Origin of the sequence: Shinella oryzae (assembly GCF_023038235.1) — a bacterium.
Classification (GTDB): Bacteria; Pseudomonadota; Alphaproteobacteria; order Rhizobiales; family Rhizobiaceae; genus Shinella; species Shinella sumterensis.
In genome coordinates this window covers 568,753-587,402 of the sequence record NZ_CP081988.1, presented here as the reverse complement: position 1 = coordinate 587,402, position 18,650 = coordinate 568,753, and the positions used below count along the sequence as shown (strand labels likewise).

Below are 18,650 nucleotides of genomic sequence, written 5' to 3'. Positions count from 1 at the left end.
TCAGAACCACTGACCTCTAGTGGGTTGCCGACAACCGTTTCTCGGTTTTCGCATCAAAAAGATGGACGCTGTCCGGATTGCCGCGGAAATGGAGGGTTTCACCCACCTGAAGCGTGCTGTTGCGGGGAAATTCGACGCTCAGCATCTTCGAATGCCCGATTTCAATGTAGCCGTATGTCTGGCTTCCCAAGCGTTCGGCGACAACCAGTTCCCCGCTGAACCATGCCTCGTCGGGCGAACATTGCACGAGATCTTCGGGCCGCAGGCCCACAACAACTGACCTCCCGGCATTGGAAGCGCCCACGGCTCCGTCGAATTTGACCGTGCGGCCAAGGACCTCGATCGCGCCCGCCGAGAGGTTTGCAGGAATGGTGTTCATGGTCGGGCTGCCGATGAAACGCGCGACGAAGAGGCTGGCCGGGTTGTGGTAGAGTTCCAGCGGCTTGCCGATCTGCTCGACAACCCCGCTGTTCATGACGACGATGCGGTCTGCGAGCGTCATCGCTTCCACCTGATCATGCGTGACATAGATTGTGGTTGCTTTCATCCGGTTGTGCAGCTTGGCGATTTCCAGGCGCATCTCGACCCGCAGCGCGGCATCCAGGTTTGAAAGCGGTTCATCGAAGAGGAATGCAGCCGGCTCGCGAACGATTGCGCGCCCCATGGCGACGCGCTGGCGCTGCCCGCCCGACAGCTGGGCCGGCCGCCGTTCGAGGTAATCGGTGATCTTCAGGATTTCCGCGGCGTGCTGGACGCGTCCGTTGATGTCCTCGTCCTTGTTTCCCCGCATCTTGAGGCCGAAGGACATGTTCTCCCGTACGCTCATATGCGGATAAAGGGCATAGTCCTGGAAGACCATTGCGATATTGCGCTCGGCGGGCGGCAGCAGGTTGACCATCCTGCCTTCGATATTGAGTTCTCCGCCCGTGATCTCCTCCAGGCCGGCAATCATGCGCAAAAGGGTGGATTTACCGCAGCCGGACGGACCGATGAGCACCAGAAACTCGCCGCTCTGTATGTCGATGTCGATATCATGAATGACTTTCAGATTGCCGTATGACTTCTGGATTTCCTTCAGTGCAATTCCAGCCACGATTTCCTCCTAAGCGCAACTTTCGTGCTTGACGATCATTATCGATGTCAATATCGATAATGATAAGTTCAAGAATACGCAACAGCTCAGGCAGGTCATGATGGCGTATTTTCCACCACGGCAGACGAACACCAAATCGCTAAAGTCAGGCGCGGCGTTCGATGCGCTGAAGCGCGACATCATGTTGGGCGTGCTCGAGCCTGGCACCGGTTTGACCGAGCTGGAGCTTGCCGCCCATTTCCAGTGCAGCCAGGGGACGGTCCGCGAAGCGTTGCTGCAGTTGCAGGAAGAGGGGCTTGTCCTGCGGAAGGGCCGGCGTGGAACGCAGGTGTCCGAGTGCACGGAGGACGAGGCAATCGAGATGTTTCGGCTGCGCCAGCAGATCGAGGGCAACGGCATGGTGCGGGTGATGCGCTCGCCGAGCCGCACGTTGATCAAGGATCTCGGTGAGTTGCTGAACAAGATGCTGAAGGCGGCCGCCGCTGCCGACGAGCTGGAGCTTGCTTCGTTCGACCGCGATTTCCATCGCCGTATTTTCGAGGATGCCAATCTGCCGGCGCTCGATCCGATCCTGCATCGTTGCCTGGTTCACAACCATCGTTTCAAGATCTCCCGCAGTCCGATGTCCCGCGATCTGGAAGCGACCGCGCTTCGCCACCGCAGCATCATCGAGGCGATCGAGAGCGGAGATCCGCGCCGCGCAACGGTTTCCATGCAGCATCATATTGCAACCATCGTCGATCTCGGTCCGGAGGTGTTCCCGGAGGCGGTGCAGTGAGCGACGGTCCGGGCCTGACCGGCGTGCTGTCGCCTGAAACCGTTGCCTTGGTCGAAAGGACGTTGGCGGAGCTCGGGCCTTTGCCGGATCCGACGACATTGCCGCCGGCCGAAGGGCGGGCCCAATCCCTGCTTGCCAACGCGCGCTGCAACGTCGACTTGCCGCCCATGCACCGGACGTCGGAGATATGGCTCGACGAAGATGCCGAACTCGGCGCTGCGCGGTGTCGTGTGAGGGTTCTTGTGCCGCCGGATGCAGGCGTGGGCGCCATACTCTTTGTACACGGCGGCGGTTTCGCTTTCTGTTCGCCGGAAACACATGAGCGCTGCGCCCGCGTATTGGCGATCGAAAGCGGCCTGCCTGTCGTATTGCCCGATTACCGGCTGGCCCCCGAATTTCCCTTTCCGGCCGGCCTGAAGGACGTCATTTCGGTCCTTCGCAGCATTTTCGATGCGACGGAGAGCGTTGGCGTTTCGCGCGGTCCCCTGCTGGTATCCGGCGATTCCGCCGGTGCGAACCTCGCGCTTGCGGCGATGTTGCACGAGCAGGCCGCAGGACGTGGTCTTCCTGATGGCGCGCTCCTTTTCTATGGCAATTACGCCCGCTCGTTCGAGACGCCGTCCTACATCCGCTTCAGCGAGGGGCCCGGCCTGACCCGGGCGAAGATGCAGCGCTACTGGTCTTTCTATGCCGGCGGGCAGGAAATTGAGGTGGACCCTTTGGCATGCCCGCTGGTTGCCGGCGATGCCGCGTTGGCAGCCTTGCCACCGCTGCATCTGATGGCGGCGGCAGTCGATCCGTTGCTGTCCGACACCTTGATGCTGAGCGATCGTCTCAAGGCGCTCGGTCGAGACGACGAACTGAGCATCGTGCCCGGCGTCATGCATGGCTTCCTGCAAAACACATACGAACTGTCTGCCGCACGGGAGGCTCTGGCGGCGGCAGGGCGTGCAGCAAGGCGGCTAACCGGCCGCTCTTGAACTATCAACTCGGAGGAGGAACACATGAAATTTTTGAAGACATTGGCGCTCGGCGCCGTTCTTGCGGCATCCGCCGCGTTTACACAGGCCCAGGCGGAAACCGTTCGCTTCTGGTATCACTTCGACAATCCGGCCAATCCCATGGGCGAACTCGTCAAGAAGTTCGAGGCCGCCAATCCGGGCATTACCATCGAAGCCGAGAACGTGCCGTGGAACAGCTATTACGACAACCTATACACATCGCTGGTCGGCGGTAATGCGCCCGACGCGGCCATGGTCAAGCTTTTCGCCCAGCCTCGTCTTGTCGAGATGGGCGCGCTCGAACCGCTCGGAGAGCGGATCGATGCCTGGCAAGGCAAAGCCGACCTGCTCGACAACCTGCTTGATCTGAACAAGGGGCCCGACGGCACGCAATATTACCTGCCGATCCAGTATGTGGTTCTTTATCTCTACTACCGGACGGACCTGTTCGAGGCCGCCGGCCTGCAACCGCCCAAGACCTGCGAGGAGTTCCGCGACGCGGCCATCAAGTTGACGAAGGCGCCCGAGACCTACGGCTTCGGCCTGCGCGGCGGTAAGGGTGGTTGGGACCAGTGGGGCGCATTCGTGATGTCGCAGGGCGCGGAGCTGAAGCCGGGCGGATTGGTCAATCCCGAAGCGATCGCGGCAAACCAGTGGCTGATCGACCTGTTCCAGAAGGACAAGGTCATTCCGCCGTCCGCCCCGAATGATGGTTTCCAGGAAATCATCGCCGCCTTCAAATCCGGCAAAACGGCCATGACCATTCACCATATCGGCTCTTCGAAGGACCTGGTGGCCGCGTTGGGCGACAAGGTTTCCGCCGTTCCGGTGCCGGCATGCGGAAAAGGACGCTGGACGTCCTACGGTGACGAGTCGCTCGCGATCTTCTCGAATTCCGAAGTGAAGGATGCCGCATGGAAGTGGATATCCTTCCTGGCCGAAGGCGAGAACAATGTCGCATTCAACAGCGCGACAGGCCAGATGACCGTCACCAAGAGCGGCTCCGCCGACTGGAAGCTGCATGAACGGCGATTTGTCGATGCAACGATCGAGTCTCTGCCGTTTGCAAAGGTTCTGCCCCAGACTTCCGCCGTTTCGGAGTTCGTCAACACGGCATGGCAGACTCACATGCAGCAGGCGCTCACCGGGCAGATCACCGCGGCGCAGATGATGGAACAACTTCAGACGCTGTTTGCCGAGTAACCCAAGCTACCACATTGCCCCGGCATCCGTGTCGGGGCGCTTTTCCCGGCCTTGAAATGGAGGCAGGAGCAGTCATGTCTTTGTCGAATACTTCCCCCCTACAGCGTCATTGGGTCTTCGCGTGGCGGTCGGAGCGGCTTCTTCCCTATCTTCTGCTTGCGCCTGCCGTCGTCGTCACCCTTGTTATCGTCTTCATGCCCATGGTGCAGGCGGTCTGGACGAGCTTCTACGACCTCATCCTGTTCAAGCCGAACGCCAGCAAATTCGTCGGTTTTGGCAACTATGTGAAACTTTTCAACGATCCGGTCTTCTGGACCGCGCTATGGAACACGCTGCTTTGGATCGGCCTCACGGTTCCCTTGCAAATGGGGCTTGGCCTTCTCGCTGCCCTGCTTCTCAACAGGGAATTTCCATGGCGCGGGCTGGCGCGTGCGCTGATCATTATCCCGTGGGCGCTTCCCAGCGTCGTCATCGCGCTGATGTGGCGCTGGATCTATGATCCGAACACGGGCGTCCTGAACGATATCCTGGTCTACCTCTCGATCGTTCAAACCGCCGTGCCGTGGCTCGCCGATCCCGATGTCGCGATCTATGCCATTATCGCGACGCTGACGTGGCAGGGCTTTCCCTTCTTCGCCGTCATGATCCTGGCGGGCCTGCAGGGCATTCCGAAAAGCCAGTACGAGGCCGCATCGATCGATGGGGCGTCCGCCTGGAGGCAATTCATCCACATAACATTGCCGGGCATCGCGCCGGTCCTGGCGACGGCCGGTCTTCTCCGGGTGATATGGGTGGCCAATTCGATGGACGTCATCTTCGTTATGACCGGTGGCGGACCGGGCTATGCGACGCACACGCTACCGCTCTACGCTTTCATCAAGGCGCGCCAGAATCTCGATTTCGGCTACGGCACGTCTATAGCCGTCACTTTCACCATTCTTCTGGGGGCATTCGTGGTCCTTTACCTCGCCCGCACCATGCGTGAGGTCGAACGATGACGCAGCAAAGCACATTTCGCCGGATCATCACTACCGACCTTCCGGTGCTCCTGATCGTTCTCTTCGCCATGGCTCCATTCGTCTGGATGATCCTGACATCGCTCACGCCGACGGCGACGCTGTCGGCCACCGGGGTCTCGCTTTCGCCCATGGGCTGGAGCATGGACAACTATGTCAGGCTCATCGAGCAGACGTCGTTCCTGAAGAACATGCTCGACAGCCTCATCATCGCCGGCGGAACGGTCGTTGTCGGGTTGCTCGTTTCCGTGACGGCTGCCTATGCCTTCTCCAGGTTTCGCTTCACCGGCCGCAAGCTGTTGATGATGCAGTTTCTGCTGATCAACATGTTCCCGATCGTGCTGCTGATCCTGCCGCTCTTCGTTCTCATGCGCAGCGTCGGCATTCTCGATACGCATTTCGGGCTGATCCTGGCCAATGCGACCGTCGCCATTCCCTTCGCTGTGTGGATGCTGACAAGCTACATCGCCGCGATCCCCAAAAGCCTCGACGAGGCGGCAATGACGGATGGATGCTCCCGTCTGACCGCCCTTCGCAAGGTGGTTCTGCCGTTGACCATGCCGGGCATCATTTCGACCGGCATCTACATCTTCATCACAGCGTGGAACGAATATCTCTACGCCTTGACGCTCGGCGGCCGAAACGTCCGGCCGGTGACCGTCGCGATCCAGACACTGATCGGGGAATACCAGATCGAATGGGGCCTGCTGGCAGCAGGCGCCGTGGTCGGTGCGATGCCGGCAACGATCCTGTTCCTGCTCGTCCAGCGCCGTCTGATCGGCGGCCTGACCCAGGGGGCGGTGAAGGGGTGATCGCGAAAGTCCGCCAGCAATTGAATTTGTATGCACTGAAAAGGAAAAACAGATGAACCCCGTCGGGTTGATTTCCATGCAGTATGCCAGGCCGTTCACCGCGGAGCACTTCCCGCTCTTTGCGAAGATGCGCGACCATGGCTATGATTTCGTCGAACTTCTTGTTCCCGAAGTCGGTGAACTTGATATCGCCGAGGCCAAAAAAGCGCTCGACGATGCCGGCCTCGGCGTCGTTCTCGCCGCCCGCGTCAACCTGCAGCGCAACCTGTCCTCGGCCGAAACCGACGCTCATCGCGCCGGGATCGACTATCTGAAACACACGGTCGATTGCGCCGCCGGCCTTGGCGCGACAATCGTCGGCGGGCCACTCACCGGGAACCCCCTCGTATTTGCGGGCCGCCCTCCGCAGCCGGTCGACGAGGCCGAACGCCTCGCTCGAAAGGATCGTTGTGTCAGAGGCTTGAAAGAGGCGGGCGATTATGCGGCCAAGGCCGGCGTCCTTCTGGCGGTCGAGCCGCTGAACCGCTTCGAAAGCGACGTGCTCTGCACCACGCAGCAAGCAATGGAACTGCTCGACGCCGTCGATCATCCGGCCGTGAAGCTGATGCTCGATACCTTCCACATGCATATGGAGGAAAGCTCGCTCGGCGAAGCCATCCGGCTTGGCGGCGACCGTCTGGTGCATTTCCAGGCCAACGAGAACCACAGGGGCTTTCCCGGTACGGGACAGACCGACTGGGTGGAGGTGTGCCGCGCGCTTCATGACGTCGGCTACAAGGGGCCGATCTCACTTGAACCCTTCCGCCGTACCGATGACCGTTTCGGCGTGCCTTTCGCCCAATGGCGCGCGCCGCATGAGGACGAGAGCGGTCGCCTCGCTGCGTCCAGTGCCTTCATCAAATCCCACCTCCTGCTTACGGAATATCGTCGATGACTATAAAAATCGGTTGGATCGGTTGCGGCATCCACGCCACCCAGATGCTGCTGCCGCAGCTCGTGCGTCACGACGTGGAGATCATCGCGCTATGTGACATCGATGCCGAGCGCCTCAGGAATGCCGGTCGCCAGTTCGGCGTCAGGAACCTTGTGACCGATGTCGACGATCTCCTGAAGACACCGGGGATCGATGCCGTCGGTATGGCGGTCGGGCCGGACCAGCACCTTGCCTTCGGCAAGGCGGCTCTGGAGCGCGGCCTGCCGGTCTTCATGGAAAAGCCGCCGTCCGGCTCGGCGGCCGGTGCGCGCGAACTCCTTGCAGCCTCCGAAAAAGCGAAGAAGCCGCTGCTGCTCGGCTTCATGAAGCGCTACTCGATCGGCAACCGGATGGCGGCCAACATCGTCAAATCCGGCCGGTTCGGCGATGTGCTCGGTTTGACCGGCTATTACATGACGGCGCCGGGCTATTTCGCCGGTAATGTCGACTACACGGGATTCTTCCTGCACCACTGCGTGCACTATATGGACCTGGTGTCCTTCCTCGTCTCGCCGGTCCGTTCGATCTCTGCCCGCAAGGTTGAAAAGACGCCCGGCCGGGTGCTCTTCCATGTCGGCTTCGAATTCGAATGCGGTGCGATCGGCAACATCGCCATGGGCACGATCCAGTCGCGCGGCACGCCGGTCGAACGCATCGAACTGATGGGCGATCATCAGCGTATCGAGGTGGACGACGTGATCGAGATCAAGTGGCACCGCAATCCGCCCTTCAAGATCGACGATCTCGGTGCGACCCTGTCGGAAGATTGCGACACGCTGACATGGAAGCCGAATTTTACGGCGGCCGCCAACGAAGATCCGAAGGGATACCATTCACTCCTGGCCGATGTCGTGCCGGCGCTTGGTGGAGCAGCCACCCCGGCGCCCACCATCGCTGACGGCGTCATCGCCATGGAGCGTCTGGAAACCCTGCGCCGCGAACTGGCTCTCTAGATCTGGATCGGCGGTTCCGGGCAACCGGCCCGCCTCTTCACAAGGAACGAGATGATGGCTGTTGCCCCGACCCCGATACTCCAGTTCGGAACGAGCCGTTTCCTTCTTGCCCATGCCGATCTGTTCATATCCGAGGCGATGGACCGTGATGAGGCGCTTGGCCCCATCACGGTCGTCCAGACGACCGGCAATCCAGCCAGTGCCCGCCGGATCCAGGCTCTCGCCGATGGTGGGGCCTATCCTGTGCGGATACGCGGCTTGAAGGACGGGAAGACGATCGACGAGATGCGGCAAGGCAGGGCCATATCGCGGGCCTTGTTCGCGGGTACGGACTGGCCGGCGATCGTCAGCGCCGGGATCGCCGCGGACGTCATCCTCAGCAATACCGGGGACCGGGGCTACGATCTGGACGAAAGCGACGATGTCGTGCTCCTGTCCGAGCCGGACAGGGTGCCGGTGAGTTTTCCCGCAAAACTCCTGGTGTTGCTGTATGCGCGCTGGCGCGCGCGCCCGGGCCGGCCCGTTTCGATTTTTCCGTGCGAACTCGTACAGCGCAACGGCGACAAGCTGAAAGCGATCGTCCTGACGATCGCCAGGAATTGGAAACTGTCATCCGACTTTCTCGGTTACGTCGAGGCGCGGTGCCACTTTGCCAATAGCCTGGTCGACCGCATCGTATCCGAGCCGCTGGAGCCGGTCGGGGCGGTTGCGGAACCCTATGCGCTCTGGGCCATCGAGGCGCAGGAAGGTCTGGTTCTGCCCTGCCGACACCCTTCTCTGGTCGTCACCGACAATCTCGACCGTTACGAACATCTCAAGTTGCATATCCTCAACCTTGGCCACAGCTACCTGGCCGAACGTTGGCTCGCGGGTAATCGACCGGCAGGCGAGACGGTGCGCGAGATCATGGCCGATCATCACGTCCGTCGCGACCTGGAAGCCGTCTGGCGTGACGAGGTTGTGCCTGTTTTCGCTTTGGAGGGAATGCGAAACGACGCCCTGCGCTACGTTGATGAAGTGCGCGAGCGGTTCCTCAATCCCTATCTCGACCACCGGCTGGCCGATATCGCCGGCAACCATACCGAAAAGAAACTGCGGCGCATCAAGCCCATGCTCGACAGGGGGCATGCGGCGACGCCGCCGCTCTCCCAACCTCTTCTCGCCGCCGCTCTGGAGGCTTCGCATGCGTGATGACGGGAAGGTCTGCATCAGGAATTTGCATCGGCCGGATGCCCAAACCAGTGTATCTGCTGGGATCGGCGTGCCGCCGATTGTGTTATTGAATCGCTGATCACTGAAACCTGGACTTCGCGAGGGAAGGACCTCCATCATGTTGACTATCCGCCGTTTGAGCATCGAAGATGCCCGCATCCTGATTGCAGGCGCGCGCGCCAAAGCAGAGGAGATCGGGGTGCCGATGTGCATCGCCATCACCGATGAATCGGGTCAGTTGATCGCGTTCGAGCGTATGGATGGCGGGAAGATCACAAGCACGATCATCGCACAGGACAAGGCCTATACGGCCGCCGGCGCAAAGCGCACGACCGAGAGTTACGGTTCGGCAAGTCAGCCGGGTAGCCCGGCCTATGGCATCAATTCGGCAATCGGCGGTCGTCTGATGGTGGTCGCGGGCGGATTGCCGGTGATAGTCGATGGCGATGTCGTGGGCGCCATCGGCCTCAGCTCGGGCACTCCCGCGCAGGACACCCAGTGCGCCCAGGCCGGCATCGACCATTTCCTGGCGTCGAGAGCCTGAGGAAGCCGTAAAGCGGCATCATGCAATTGAAGAGCCGGTAACCGAACGAGGTTGCCGGCTCTTCAACGATGTCTCATCGCATCACATATTCGATGAGATAGTTATTGACTTGTTATACCAGTTGCGAGATATAGCTCCAGGCCGGGTTGCCGGTGGAGGAAATTCGGTTGGGCCGATTGCAGGCCAGCCGTTCGCATTTGGAGATTTCGATGACATCGATCGCGTTGTTCGGCGCTGGCGGCAAAATGGGCTATCGGCTCGCCAAGAACCTTAAGGGCTCGCGGTTCGATGTGCGGCATATCGAGGTGAGTGACGCAGGCAAGAAGCGCCTGTCTGACGATCTGGGCCTGACCTGCGTCGCCACCGATGAAGGCCTCGATGGCGCGGACGTCGTCATTCTCGCCGTTCCCGATACGGCGATCGGCAAGGTTGCCGCCGGCATTGCCGACAAGCTGAAGCCGGGTACGATGGTCGTGGCGCTCGATGCTGCCGCGCCTTTTGCCGGTCATCTGCCGGAGCGCGCGGACCTCACCTATTTCGTCACGCATCCCTGCCATCCGCCGATCTTCAACGACGAGACGGATCCGGCGGCCAAGCGGGACTTCTTCGGCGGTATCGCCGCCAAGCAGCACATCGTTTCCGCGCTGATGCAGGGTCCCGAGGAGGCCTACGCGCTCGGCGAGGAGATCGCCAAGGTCATCTGGGCGCCGGTCATGCGCTCGCACCGCGTCACCGTCGAGCAGATGGCGCTGCTGGAGCCGGGCCTTTCGGAAACCGTTTGCGCCTCGCTGCTCGTTGTCATGCGCGAGGCGATGGATGAATGCGTGCGTCGCGGCGTTGCCAAGGAGGCCGCCCGCGACTTCCTGCTCGGCCACATGAATGTGCTCGGCGCCGTCATCTTCGAAGAGACGCCGGGCGTATTCTCCGATGCCTGCAACAAGGCCATCGAATTCGGCAAGCCCGTGCTGATGAAGGATGACTGGAAGCGTGTGTTCGAGCCCGCGGAAATCGCAGCCAGCATCCAGCGCATCACCTGATTTTCGGCGGGCCTGGCCCGCCGCATCCGGCGCCATGTGTGCCGGGTAAAGATTGCACCGGTGCGGCCATTTTCATGGAGGGATGGTCGCAGGAGGCCGGTGCTTAACCGGGAGGAGACCTATGAATATTACCCGCAGACTGATTACCGTCGGCTTTGCTGCTGTCATGGCCGCAAGCGTCGCCATGCCGTCCTTCGCCGCAGACCTCATTGCCATCATCACGCCAAGCCATGACAATCCGTTCTTCAAGGCGGAAGCCGTCGGCGCGGAAGCCAAGGCGAAGGAACTCGGCTACGACACGCTGGTTCTTGTGCATGACGACGACGCCAACAAGCAGTCGCAGCTGATCGATACGGCCATCGGCCGCGGCGCCAAGGCGATCATCCTTGACAATGCCGGTTCGGAAGCCTCGATCGCCGCCGTGCAGAAGGCCAAGGATGCCGGCATCCCGTCCTTCCTGATCGACCGCGAAATCAACGCCACGGGCGTCGCCGTCTCGCAGATCGTTTCGAACAACTATCAGGGCGCGCAGCTCGGCGCCGAGGAGTTCGTGAAGCTGATGGGCGAGAAGGGCAACTATGTCGAGCTGCTCGGCCGCGAAGCCGATCTCAATGCCGGCATCCGCTCCAAGGGCTACCACGACGTCATCGACGAATACCCTGATATGAAGATGGTCGCCCAGCAGTCGGCCAACTGGAGCCAGACGGAAGGCTACTCCAAGATGGAGACCATCCTTCAGGCGAACCCCGATATCCAGGGCGTGATCGCCGGCAACGACACCATGGCCATGGGTGCGATCGCAGCACTCCAGGCTGCCGGCCGCAAGGACGTCATCGTCGTCGGTTTCGACGGGTCCAACGACGTGCGCGATTCCATCAAGGCGGGTGGCATCAAGGCGACCGTCATGCAGCCGGCCTACGCGCAGGCCCAGCTCGCCGTTACCCAGGCGGACACCTACATCAAGACCGGCAAGGGCCCAGCCGAAGAAAAGCAGCTCATGGACTGCGTGCTCATCACGGCCGACAACGCTGACAAGCTCGAGACCTTCGCGCTGACAGAGTAATCGTCGCACGATGGCGCGAGGCGGGGTGCGGTCCCGCCTCGCGTTCCTTCTTTCATGACGGAGAATCGGAATGCCAAGGTATCAGGCTGCCTGGACACTCGTGCTTGCCGGGATGCTCGCGCTTTCGGGCTGCAAGCTCGTCAAGACGGAAGACGAGCAGAAACAGGCGGCGGCCGGCGCCTTCAACCCGGACAAGATGGTCGCCGATATCTGGGACGCCAAGGTGGTTCCGTTTCTTCAGGAGCGCGCCGGCACTTTCCAGGAGGTCTCGGCACTCGCGGCCGAAAATCTCGACGCGGCAGCTGAAAAATATGGCCATAAGGAAAAGCAGGGCAACGCGCCCTGGACCTTTGCCGCCACGATCGACGGCGTGATCGTCGCAGAGGAAACCAAATCCCGCGCCGGCTATGTCGATGTCGACGTCGACGGCGACCGGAAGGCGGACGTGCGCGTTGCGATCGGTCCGGCCATCCGCGGCACGGCGATCCGCGACAGCCTGAAATTCGTGAACTTCAACGAGTTCAAGAACCAGATCGAATGGGCGCAGTACGGCAAGTCGTTCAACACCCATGTGAACGGCCTGTTGCTTGAAAAATTGCCGCGGGAAAACCTGACGGGCAAGACGATCAAGGCGCTCGGCGCCTATCCGCTGCCGGCCAAGGGACAGCTGCCGCTTTTCGTGCCCGTCACCATCACGGTCGGAGGCTGACATGAGCGCCACCGATGACGGCGACGTCATTCTCGAACTGAAGGACATCACCAAGGCCTATTCCGGCATCGTGGCGCTCAAGAAGGCGGACCTGAAGCTGCGCCGCGGCGCGGTCAACGTGCTTGTGGGCGAGAATGGCGCCGGCAAGTCCACCATGATGCGCATCATCGCTGGAGTCGAACGCCCGACGCTCGGCGAAATCTGGATGGATGGCGAGCGCATTCATCTCGACAGTCCTGCGGACGCGGTCCGCCACGGCATCGGTATCGTCTTCCAGGAATTGAACCTCTTCGGAAATCTCTCGGTCGCCGAAAACATCTTTGCGACGCGCGAGATCACACGCGGCCTGCGCGGTATCGATCACAAGGCGCAGGTCGAGAAGGCCAACGAATTCCTCAATCGCCTCGAAGCCGGCATCTCCGCCGACACGCTGGCGGAAGACCTGCCGATCGGCCAGCAGCAGCTTGTCGAGATCGCCCGCGCCGTCTCCCTCGACACACGCATCCTCATCATGGACGAGCCGACCTCCGCGTTGAGCGCTGCGGAAGTCGACGTGCTCTTCCGCGTCATCGCCGATCTCAAGGCGCGTGACGTCGCCATCGTCTATATCTCGCACCGGCTGGAAGAGCTGATGCGCATCGGCGACTACATCACCGTCCTCAAGGACGGACAGATTACCGGCCATGCGATGGTCAAGGACATCGACACGCGCTGGATCGTGCGCTCCATGATCGGCTCGGATGCCAAGGATTTCGCCAAGCAGGTGGATCACGAACCCGGCGAAGAGGTCTTCCGTTCCGAGGATATCTGCCTGCCCCGTGCGCAGGGCGGCTATGCCGTCGATCATGTCTCGATCGGTGTGCGCAAGGGCGAAATCCTCGGCATTTACGGCCTGATGGGTGCGGGGCGCTCCGAACTCTTCGAGTGCATCATGGGCCGCCACGAACACTACACGGGCAAAATCTTCGTCGAGGGCGAGGAGCTCAAGGGCCGTGACACGACGCGGCGCATCCGTGAGGGCCTGTCGCTGATCCCGGAAGATCGACAGCGCGAAGGCCTCGTGCAGTCCATGTCGATTGCCGACAACCTCTCCATGGCCAGTCTGAGCCAGTTCCTGAAAGCCGGCTTCCATATCGACCTCAAGCGCGAGAAGGAGGCGATCGCCAACGCGATCCGCAACCTCTCGATCAAGGCGAAGAACCCGGATCTCGACGTCACCTCCATGTCGGGCGGCAACCAGCAGAAGGTCGTCATCGGCAAGGCGTTGATGACCGGGCCGAAGGTGCTTTTGATGGACGAACCGAGCCGCGGCATCGATGTCGGCGCCAAGGCGGATGTTTTCCGCACCATGCGGCGGCTGGCGGGCGAGGGGCTTGCGATCTTGTTCTCAACCTCAGACCTCGAAGAGGTCATGGCGCTCTCCGACCGTATCGCCGTCATGAGCAATGGCCGGCTGGTGATGGTGGTCGACCGGAAGGATGCCACCGAGGACATGGTGATTTCGGCCTCCGCAGAGGGACATAAAACCAAAAGGATGCATGCGTGATGACGACAGCAACGCAAACTGCCGCCACCGGCAACCACCTCTCCACCGGCGCCGCTCTGCTCACGCTCATGAAGCTTCGCACCTTCATCGCGCTCTTTGCGGTCATCATCTTCTTCTCGATCTTCGCGCCCAATTTCCTGTCGACCGCGAACATGATCCTGATGTCGAAGCATGCGACGCAGAACGCCTTCCTCGCCATCGGGATGACCTTCGTCATCATCACCGGCGGCATCGACCTGTCGGTGGGCTCCATCGTCGGCCTCTGCGGCATGATCGCCGGCGGCCTTATCATGTATGGCGTGGCGCTGCCGCTCGGCTATACCGTCTATTTCAACGTCGTCGAGGTGGCGATCATCGTGGCCATCGTCGGTATCGCGATCGGGGCGATCAACGGCCTGCTTATCACCCGCCTCAACGTCGCGCCCTTCATCGCGACACTTGGCACGCTCTATGTGGCACGCGGCATGGCGCTGCTTTACTCCGATGGTCAGACGCTGCCCAATCTGACGGGACGCGAAGACCTCGGCAACCAGGGCTTCGCCTATCTCGGCTCGGGCTCCATCCTCGGGCTTCCGGTTTCCGTCTGGATCCTCATCGTCGTGGCGCTGGGAGCAGCCTATTTCGCACGCTTCGTGCCGCTCGGCCGGCATATCTTCGCCGTCGGCGGCAATGAGCGCGCGTCGCGCATGTCCGGCATCCGCGTCAACCGCGTGAAGATGTTCGTCTACATGTTCTCCGGCTTCTGCGCGGCCATCGTCGGCCTTATCATTTCCTCGGAACTGATGGCCTCCCACCCGGCGACCGGCACCAATCTCGAATTGAATGCCATTGCGGCGGCGGTTCTGGGTGGTACATCCATGTCGGGCGGGCGCGGCACGATCGGCGGCACGATCATCGGCGCCTTCGTGATCGGGATTCTCTCGGATGGTCTGGTGATGATGGGCGTCAGTTCGTTCTGGCAGATGGTGATCAAGGGTCTCGTGATCATCGTAGCCGTTGTGGTCGACCAGGCGCAGCGCCGCCTCCAGCAGCGCGTCACCCTGATGCAGATGGCAAAGGCAGGCTGAAAATGACGAAGACCAAGGGTGCGCTGATCGGTTGCGGCTTCTTTGCCGTGAACCAGATGCATGGCTGGCAGGATCTCGCCGGTGTCGAGATCGTCGCGATCTGCGACCGTGATCCCGAGCGCCTGCGCGTCGTCGGCGACCAGTTCGGCGTCGAAAGGCGCTACCAATCGGCGGAGGCGCTGTTTGCCGATGGCGGCTTCGATTTCGTCGATATCGCAACGACCGTCGGCAGCCACCGCGCGCTGGTCGAGCTTGCCGCCAGCCACGGGGTGCCGGCGATCTGCCAGAAGCCGTTCGCGCCGACGCTGGCCGATGCCAAGGCCATGGTCGGCGCTGCGGATGCCGCCGGTATTCCGTTGATGATCCACGAGAATTTCCGCTGGCAGACGCCGATCCTTGCCGTGAAGGCGGTGCTGGAGAGTGGTGCCATCGGCGAGCCCTTCTGGGGGCGCGTCTCGTTCCGCTCCGGCTTCGATGTCTTCTCCGGCCAGCCTTATCTCGCCAAGGGCAAGCGCTTCATCATCGAGGACCTCGGCATCCATTCGCTGGACATCGCGCGCTTCCTGTTCGGGGATGCCAGCCGCATGACCGCCCGCACGCGCCGCGTCAATCCTGACATCGCCGGCGAGGATGTCGCGACCATGCTGCTCGACCATGACAATGGCATCACCTCGATCGTCGATGTCAGCTATGCGACGAAACTGCCGGAAGAGCCGTTCCCGGAAACCTTCGTCGAGATCGACGGCACCAGGGGCACGCTGCGGCTGGGCAAGGATTACAAGCTGAAGGTCCATGGTCCAGAAGGCACGGTACAAAGCGTGGTCGCGCCGAACCTGCTGCCCTGGGCGTCGCGGCCCTGGCACAACATTCAGGAAAGTGTCGCGCTCATCCAGAAACACTGGGCCGAACGGTTGGCCGAGGGAGGCGAGCCGGATACGTCCGGGCGCGACAACCTGAAGACGTTCGCCCTCGTCGAGGCCGCCTATCTCAGTGCCGAAAGTGGGGAGACCGTCACGATCGCGGATTTGCTGGCATGAGCGGCGACCTGCTCAGGCTTTACGGCACGAACGAACGCGAGCCGGAAAGCCGCACGCTCGTGGCCGGCGATCTGAGCGTCGTCTTGCAGGACGGCAATCTGCGGACCCTGCGGTTCCGTGGCCATGAGGTGCTGCGGGCCGTGGCCTTCCTCGTGCGCGACAAGGATTGGGGTACCTGCAGCGCCGCAATCAACGATCTTGAGGTGCGGGCGACGGACGCAGGTTTCTCGGTGACCTACAAGGCTCGCTTCAGTGCTTCCGACGGTGCCAATCTCGATTGCGCCATCGCCATATCCGGTACGGCCGAAACCGTTGCCTTCTCCGCCGATTGCGTCAGCGACGCTGACTTCGAGACGGCGCGTGCGGGATTTGTGGTGTTGCATCCCGTCGTCGGTGTGGCGGGACAACCCGTTTCGGTGCGTCATGGCGATGGCAGCGTCGAGCACGCGCGTTGGCCGGAGCGGATAGAGCCCTGGCAGCCCTTCATGGATATCGCGGCGATCACCCACCAGGTCGCGCCTGGCGTCTCGGCGGTGACGGAGTTCGTCGGCGATGTCTTCGAGATGGAAGACCAGCGCAACTGGACGGACGGCTCCTACAAGACCTATGTGCGCCCGCTGGCGCTGCCCTGGCCTTACCGCATCGCGCGGAACGAGCCTTTTAGTCAGAAGGTTCTCATTGAAATTCAGTCGGTCGGCGATGCCGGCGTCGCTAGGGACAATTCCGATGCCGTCACGTTGACGCTCGCGCGGACGGACCGCCTCTTCCCCGAAATCGGTGTCGGGCTGCGTCCGGAATGCCTTGCGGAGGAACGGTCGGCGCTCGAGGTGCTCGACACCGTTCATGCGCGTCATCTGATCGCGCATTTCGATCCCGGTGCGGGGCACGGCTTGCCCGCATTGAAGGGCTATGCCGACATTGCGGAAAAATCGGGACTGAAGGTCACCCTGGAGGCCGCCGTCGCCTGCCAGCGTGCGTTGGACGAGGAAATGTCCGAACTCGCGTCGCTGGTTCGCGAAGCGGGATTGACGCTCGACAGCCTGTTCGTCTGCCCGTCGGTGGACCGTCAGTCGACGCCGCCGGGAAGCGCATGGCCGGAATGCCCGCCGCTGGAGGATGTTTACGCGGCCGCACGGGCTGCCTTCCCGAATGTCCGGCTCGGCGGCGGCATGATGAGCTATTTCACGGAGCTCAACCGCAAGCGCGTGCCGGGCGACCGCGTCGATTATGTGAGCCATTGCACGAACCCCATCGTGCACGCGGCCCATGATCTCTCGGTCATGCAGACGTTCGAGGCCTTACGCTATGTCGTCGACTCGGTCCGTGCACTCTATGGCGAGAAGCCCTATCGCATCGGGCCTTCGACGATCGCCATGCGCCAGAACCCCTATGGTAGCGCGACCAAGGAGAACCCTGCCGGCTGGCGCATTCCGATGGCCAATGTCGATCCGCGCCACAATGGTCAGTTCGGTGCTGCGTGGACGCTGGCTTACGCCGCAACGGTCGCCACGACCGGGCTCGAAGTGCTCACACTTTCCACACTCGTGGGCCCCTTCGGGCTGGTGGCGGGGGCGGGCGAGGCGATGGCGCCTGGCGAACTGCGGCCGCTTGCCCACGTCCTCGCACGCCTTGGCGCGCTGGCGGGACACAATGTGCGGTCTGTCGAAACGTCACGGCCGGATGCCGTTCTGGGTCTTGCGTCGGATAGGGTGATCCTGCTCACCAACATCACGCCGGAACCGCAGACCGTGGTGCTGTCGTCTCCGCCGCGCCAGGTTTCATTGATTGGTGGCGATGGGCTATCGGCAACCGAAAGGGTCGTCCTGCCGCCCTATGGCTGCGTTGAAGCCGTGCTCTGAGGCGATTTCTGTCCCTTGAGCGTATAGAGGGCGCGGGAACGTTCGAGATGCTTGATCATCACCTTTTCGGCCTGGTCCGCATTGCCCTTCTCGATGGCGCGGATGATCTCCTCGTGCTCGGCGAGGGTGACATTCTCGCGGCCTGTCCAGATCAGCATTTCGGTGTGATAGGACTTCAGCCAACCCAGCATCGCGCCGCTGACGGCGGCGAAGATCGGATTGCCGGAAATGCGCGCGATGCACTGGTGAAAATCCATGTCGGCCTCGATGAAGGCATCCGCATCGCCAAGATTTGCCTTCTGCCTGTCGAGAAGGATGCGCAGCTCTGCGATATGCTCCGGCGTCGCCTTGACGGCGGCCTCGCGGATCATGCCCCGTTCGAAGAAGATGCGGGCATTCTTCAAGTGTTCCAGCGAGTCGGAAGAGCCCGAGAGCATCAGCTTGGCCGGCAGGTCGACCTGCCGGATGATGGACTCGGCCGTGATGCGCAGTACCTTGGCACGCTCGCCCTGCGAAATCTCGACCAGTCCCTTGCCGGCGAGCGCCTGCATTGCTTCGCGGATCGCTGGGCGGCCGACGCCGTAGCGCTCCATGAGTTCACGTTCGGAGGGCATGTCGTCGCCGGCCTGCAATTCGCCGGTCTCGATCATGGTTTTCAGCCGCGCGAAGACTTCATCGGAGAGTTTCTTGCGGATGATCGGTTCGGAAACGACGGTCATGAGTCACCTGATTTCGACAGGCTTGAAT

The 18,650-nt window shown here is 61.7% G+C and carries 18 protein-coding genes; 16 read left to right on the top strand and 2 right to left on the bottom strand.

The genetic code is table 11. The annotated features are described in order from the left end of the window. Window positions 1-16 precede the first annotated feature (16 nt). A complete protein-coding gene (locus K6301_RS18875; protein ID WP_281505903.1) occupies window positions 17-1,093 on the bottom strand; it encodes an ABC transporter ATP-binding protein in 1,077 nt (358 codons plus the stop codon). 100 nt (window positions 1,094-1,193) lie between these two features. Between K6301_RS18875 and K6301_RS18870 the strand changes: the two genes are divergently transcribed. The 16 genes from K6301_RS18870 (at window position 1,194) to apnL (ending at window position 17,903) form a co-directional block, all read left to right on the top strand. Next, window positions 1,194-1,871, top strand: a complete 678-nt coding sequence (locus K6301_RS18870; protein ID WP_134646796.1) for a GntR family transcriptional regulator — start codon at window positions 1,194-1,196, stop codon at window positions 1,869-1,871. Next, entirely contained in the window at window positions 1,868-2,851 is a 984-nt protein-coding gene (locus K6301_RS18865; protein ID WP_247222076.1) for an alpha/beta hydrolase, read from the top strand. The genes K6301_RS18870 and K6301_RS18865 overlap by 4 nt, the downstream gene beginning before the upstream one ends. A 24-nt stretch (window positions 2,852-2,875) precedes the next feature. After that, window positions 2,876-4,075, top strand: a complete 1,200-nt coding sequence (locus K6301_RS18860) for an ABC transporter substrate-binding protein (RefSeq protein ID WP_247222075.1) — start codon at window positions 2,876-2,878, stop codon at window positions 4,073-4,075. Between the two features lie 74 nt (window positions 4,076-4,149). Continuing rightward, on the top strand, window positions 4,150-5,073 hold the full coding sequence (locus tag K6301_RS18855; RefSeq protein WP_134646723.1) for a carbohydrate ABC transporter permease: 924 nt from the start codon (window positions 4,150-4,152) through the stop codon (window positions 5,071-5,073). Beyond that, window positions 5,070-5,903 (top strand): carbohydrate ABC transporter permease, encoded by an 834-nt coding sequence (locus K6301_RS18850; protein ID WP_134646725.1) that lies wholly within the window; start codon window positions 5,070-5,072, stop codon window positions 5,901-5,903. Before K6301_RS18855 ends, K6301_RS18850 begins: the two co-directional genes overlap by 4 nt. Before the next feature lie 52 nt (window positions 5,904-5,955). Continuing rightward, entirely contained in the window at window positions 5,956-6,837 is an 882-nt protein-coding gene (locus tag K6301_RS18845; protein WP_247222074.1) for a sugar phosphate isomerase/epimerase family protein, read from the top strand. Next, the gene (locus K6301_RS18840; protein WP_247222073.1) at window positions 6,834-7,829 is read left to right on the top strand and encodes a Gfo/Idh/MocA family protein; all 996 of its coding nucleotides are present in this window, start codon (window positions 6,834-6,836) and stop codon (window positions 7,827-7,829) included. Before K6301_RS18845 ends, K6301_RS18840 begins: the two co-directional genes overlap by 4 nt. A gap of 54 nt (window positions 7,830-7,883) precedes the next feature. Next, window positions 7,884-9,020 carry a mannitol dehydrogenase family protein gene (locus tag K6301_RS18835; protein WP_247222072.1) on the top strand — a complete coding sequence of 379 codons (1,137 nt, stop codon included), beginning with the start codon at window positions 7,884-7,886 and terminating at the stop codon, window positions 9,018-9,020. A 139-nt stretch (window positions 9,021-9,159) separates the two neighbouring features. Next, window positions 9,160-9,585: a GlcG/HbpS family heme-binding protein gene (locus tag K6301_RS18830; protein ID WP_247222071.1), complete on the top strand. Its 426-nt coding sequence runs from the start codon at window positions 9,160-9,162 to the stop codon at window positions 9,583-9,585. Window positions 9,586-9,794: 209 nt separating this feature from the next. Next, window positions 9,795-10,622, top strand: coding sequence for a phosphogluconate dehydrogenase C-terminal domain-containing protein (locus K6301_RS18825; RefSeq protein ID WP_247222070.1), 828 nt, complete (start codon window positions 9,795-9,797; stop codon window positions 10,620-10,622). Between the two features lie 121 nt (window positions 10,623-10,743). Continuing rightward, window positions 10,744-11,685, top strand: a complete 942-nt coding sequence (locus K6301_RS18820; protein ID WP_247222069.1) for a D-ribose ABC transporter substrate-binding protein — start codon at window positions 10,744-10,746, stop codon at window positions 11,683-11,685. A gap of 70 nt (window positions 11,686-11,755) precedes the next feature. Then, window positions 11,756-12,394 carry a DUF2291 family protein gene (locus tag K6301_RS18815; protein ID WP_247222068.1) on the top strand — a complete coding sequence of 213 codons (639 nt, stop codon included), beginning with the start codon at window positions 11,756-11,758 and terminating at the stop codon, window positions 12,392-12,394. 1 nt (window position 12,395) lies between these two features. Next, window positions 12,396-13,940 carry a sugar ABC transporter ATP-binding protein gene (locus K6301_RS18810; RefSeq protein ID WP_247222067.1) on the top strand — a complete coding sequence of 515 codons (1,545 nt, stop codon included), beginning with the start codon at window positions 12,396-12,398 and terminating at the stop codon, window positions 13,938-13,940. Continuing rightward, on the top strand, window positions 13,940-15,007 hold the full coding sequence (locus K6301_RS18805) for an ABC transporter permease (RefSeq protein WP_247222428.1): 1,068 nt from the start codon (window positions 13,940-13,942) through the stop codon (window positions 15,005-15,007). Before K6301_RS18810 ends, K6301_RS18805 begins: the two co-directional genes overlap by 1 nt. Window positions 15,008-15,009: 2 nt before the next feature. Further along, window positions 15,010-16,044 carry a Gfo/Idh/MocA family protein gene (locus K6301_RS18800; protein WP_247222065.1) on the top strand — a complete coding sequence of 345 codons (1,035 nt, stop codon included), beginning with the start codon at window positions 15,010-15,012 and terminating at the stop codon, window positions 16,042-16,044. Beyond that, the gene (gene apnL, locus K6301_RS18795) at window positions 16,041-17,903 is read left to right on the top strand and encodes a D-apionate lactonase (protein ID WP_247222063.1); all 1,863 of its coding nucleotides are present in this window, start codon (window positions 16,041-16,043) and stop codon (window positions 17,901-17,903) included. Before K6301_RS18800 ends, apnL begins: the two co-directional genes overlap by 4 nt. On the opposite strand, the gene K6301_RS18790 is transcribed toward apnL, so the two are convergent. Next, a complete protein-coding gene (locus tag K6301_RS18790) occupies window positions 17,876-18,622 on the bottom strand; it encodes a transcriptional regulator NanR (RefSeq protein ID WP_247222062.1) in 747 nt (248 codons plus the stop codon). The two genes, apnL and K6301_RS18790, sit on opposite strands and share 28 nt — an antisense overlap. Between the last annotated feature and the right edge of the window lie 28 nt (window positions 18,623-18,650).

Excerpts from the sequence above, each read along its gene's own strand:
- K6301_RS18815 (WP_247222068.1), top strand. The coding sequence starts at position 11,756 with ATGCCAAGGTATCAGGCTGCCTGGACACTCGTGCTTGCCGGGATGCTC.
- apnL (WP_247222063.1), top strand. The coding sequence starts at position 16,041 with ATGAGCGGCGACCTGCTCAGGCTTTACGGCACGAACGAACGCGAGCCG.
- K6301_RS18820 (WP_247222069.1), top strand. The coding sequence starts at position 10,744 with ATGAATATTACCCGCAGACTGATTACCGTCGGCTTTGCTGCTGTCATG.
- K6301_RS18845 (WP_247222074.1), top strand. The coding sequence starts at position 5,956 with ATGAACCCCGTCGGGTTGATTTCCATGCAGTATGCCAGGCCGTTCACC.
- K6301_RS18850 (WP_134646725.1), top strand. The coding sequence starts at position 5,070 with ATGACGCAGCAAAGCACATTTCGCCGGATCATCACTACCGACCTTCCG.
- K6301_RS18840 (WP_247222073.1), top strand. The coding sequence starts at position 6,834 with ATGACTATAAAAATCGGTTGGATCGGTTGCGGCATCCACGCCACCCAG.
- K6301_RS18805 (WP_247222428.1), top strand. The coding sequence starts at position 13,940 with ATGACGACAGCAACGCAAACTGCCGCCACCGGCAACCACCTCTCCACC.
- K6301_RS18860 (WP_247222075.1), top strand. The coding sequence starts at position 2,876 with ATGAAATTTTTGAAGACATTGGCGCTCGGCGCCGTTCTTGCGGCATCC.
- K6301_RS18830 (WP_247222071.1), top strand. The coding sequence starts at position 9,160 with ATGTTGACTATCCGCCGTTTGAGCATCGAAGATGCCCGCATCCTGATT.
- K6301_RS18855 (WP_134646723.1), top strand. The coding sequence starts at position 4,150 with ATGTCTTTGTCGAATACTTCCCCCCTACAGCGTCATTGGGTCTTCGCG.
- K6301_RS18870 (WP_134646796.1), top strand. The coding sequence starts at position 1,194 with ATGGCGTATTTTCCACCACGGCAGACGAACACCAAATCGCTAAAGTCA.
- K6301_RS18835 (WP_247222072.1), top strand. The coding sequence starts at position 7,884 with ATGGCTGTTGCCCCGACCCCGATACTCCAGTTCGGAACGAGCCGTTTC.
- K6301_RS18810 (WP_247222067.1), top strand. The coding sequence starts at position 12,396 with ATGAGCGCCACCGATGACGGCGACGTCATTCTCGAACTGAAGGACATC.
- K6301_RS18800 (WP_247222065.1), top strand. The coding sequence starts at position 15,010 with ATGACGAAGACCAAGGGTGCGCTGATCGGTTGCGGCTTCTTTGCCGTG.
- K6301_RS18825 (WP_247222070.1), top strand. The coding sequence starts at position 9,795 with ATGACATCGATCGCGTTGTTCGGCGCTGGCGGCAAAATGGGCTATCGG.
- K6301_RS18790 (WP_247222062.1), bottom strand. The coding sequence starts at position 18,622 with ATGACCGTCGTTTCCGAACCGATCATCCGCAAGAAACTCTCCGATGAA.